Consider the following 1,578-nt stretch of genomic DNA (forward strand, 5'->3'; position numbering starts at 1 on the left):
GAAGGTTCCTTCTCTGGATATTCGTTTTGATATCGAACATATTTACTCTCGTCGCAGAGCGGAAGAAGCCCGTCTTCAGAAGGAAGGTAATATCGACTCCCTTGGGAATAAGTCCCTCCTTGAAAAATCAATCAATATCCGCGCCTCCGACTATCGATTCGAAGACAAGAAGAAACACTATCTTGGTACCGAAGTCGGAAACAGAGCTCGGCCGGGAACCGTCATCAGGGATCTTACAAATATCGCCAAAGCTGTTGATTTTACCGAATCAGATATTATCTCAAGAACAGAAAGAATAATTGATGCCTTCATGGATGAACTTGCGGCAAACAATCTGCTGCAATAAGCTTCTTAGTTGTAATTGAGAACTCCGTTGGAGCCGCCGGGAGTGACTTCCGGCGGCATACTTTTGCGTCGGACCATGAGCATTGAGACGCAGCGATTCATAGGTGCAGCAACCCTGTTGCGCTGGTTCTGGTTCTGATCAGTTGAGATCCCGCCGGATGTCCTTCTCCATGCGAATGTAGAGGATCTCGTCCCCTGTGACCGCTCGCCGGAACTCGTCCGAGCCCGTGCCGGCCGTGCCGCGCACGTCAATCACACCGCGGCGCGGCAGCGTCGCCCCGGGGATGAGCTCGGTCCGGGTGCAGGTGCGGTCCGTGCGGAGCACCGTGCGGGCGTGCTCGTCACCGATCGCGATCACGAGGAGCGGGAGCGCGACCTCGGCGAGCTCGCTCACCCGGAGATCCACTTCGTCAAAATCGAAGCCGTCACTGTCCTTCTCCTCGTCATCACCGTCCCCAGCCTGATCGATCACGTCCTCATCCTCGACGGGCTCGAAGTCGAAGTGCCCGAACTGCACGTTCTCGAAGATCTCGCCCAGGGTCTTCCCCGGAATGAGCGGCACCTCGAAGAAGTCGCTCGTCGTGAGGTCCGTCTCGTCCTCGAGGTGCTGGAACCAGATCGAATACCCTTCCTCATTGGCGGTGAGGCCGGCGAGGTATCCGGAGGCGTTCATCGGATCGACGTTCGGGTTGCCGCCCGATCCCGGGAGCTGCAGCCAGAGCGCCCAGGAGGTGAAGTGCTCAAGCACCCAGTCGCACGTGTAGCCGTGCCACCAGTCGCGGCTCTGCATCGCGTCGTAGAGAACCTCGAGCGTGTAGGAGATGCAGATCTTCTCGATCGCCCAGATGCCGACCGCCGTCGCGAGGACTTCGTCCGGACCGAAATCGAGGTTCTCCTCGTCTGCCTGGTCGACGAGAACGGTCGTGAGCGGGCAGAAGGCCGTGCCGCCCGCCTCGCGGAACCACGGATAGTCGTGAAGCGCCTGGCGGCGCAGGAAAGCGATGTAGCTCGCGAACCCTTCGCCGTGGAAATTCGTGATGGCGTCGAGCTCGCAGAGCGGCGTCTCCATCGCGTCGGCGGCGTCCGCGAGGAGCGCCTTCCAGAGGGGAGATTCCTCCCCGTCGCCCTCGCCGCCCTCCTCGCCTGCCGCCTGCGACGAGTCCGTCACGAAGGCGGGCGCGTCCGTCGCCGCGGGTTCGCCGTCGTGCACCAGCACGACCGTGACCGTCTGCG

2 protein-coding genes are annotated in these 1,578 nt (G+C 60.4%); one reads left to right on the top strand and one right to left on the bottom strand.

What is annotated here, in order from left to right; all coding sequences use genetic code 11:
• On the top strand, nucleotides 1–346 hold a 346-nt coding region (locus Q4F91_RS13530; RefSeq protein WP_303338256.1), incomplete at its 5' end, for a DUF1524 domain-containing protein.
• 138 nt (nucleotides 347–484) lie between these two features.
• Here the strand turns inward: Q4F91_RS13530 and Q4F91_RS13535 are convergent.
• Nucleotides 485–1,578, bottom strand: a 1,094-nt coding sequence (locus tag Q4F91_RS13535; protein ID WP_303338257.1) for a hypothetical protein, incomplete at its 5' end; no start/stop codon positions are given.

Origin of the sequence: Sutterella sp. (assembly GCF_030539355.1) — a bacterium.
Classification (GTDB): Bacteria; Pseudomonadota; Gammaproteobacteria; order Burkholderiales; family Burkholderiaceae_F; genus Sutterella.